This window comes from Tolypothrix sp. VBCCA 56010 (genome assembly GCF_050875635.1).
GTDB lineage: Bacteria > Cyanobacteriota > Cyanobacteriia > Cyanobacteriales > Nostocaceae > Hassallia.
Genome location: NZ_JBPAOH010000431.1, coordinates 1 through 477, shown reverse-complemented (window position 1 = coordinate 477; position 477 = coordinate 1). Strand labels below are relative to the sequence as shown.

1 protein-coding gene is annotated in these 477 nt (G+C 55.8%); it reads left to right on the top strand.

All coding sequences use genetic code 11. The features are described from left to right. Positions 1 to 23 precede the first annotated feature (23 nt). Positions 24 to 477: AMP-binding protein (locus AABK37_RS41860; protein ID WP_432557253.1), on the top strand; the 454-nt coding region annotated here is incomplete at its 3' end.

Here is a 477-nt window from a genome sequence, read left to right as displayed (position 1 = left end):
GAATTGTGTCCGAAGATGTGCTGGTGGCGGTGACGACCATTACCTTTGACATTGCCGCGTTGGAGTTGTTCGGACCGTTAAGCTTAGGCGCACGCGTCGTCCTAACCCGCGATATTATTGCCGACGGCGGTCAAAGCACTACCTTGGCGGCAGCAAGCGCCACGGTGATGCAAGGCACGCCCGCCACTTGGCGAATGCTGATGTCAGCAGGCTTTTTGGGCAACCCGCAATTGAAAATACTTTGCGGTGGTGAAGCTCTCGATCGCGAACTGGCAGCGCAATTACTTGAGCGCACCCATACCCTGTGGAATATGTACGGTCCGACAGAGACCACCATTTGGTCAGCGGTATCCCAAGTACAGGCAGGTTCTGGGTCGGTGTCCATCGGAGGAGCGATCGCCAACACCCAATTCTACATCCTCGATGCCAATCTGCAACCAGTACCAGTAGGCGTACCGGGTGAATTGCACATCGGTG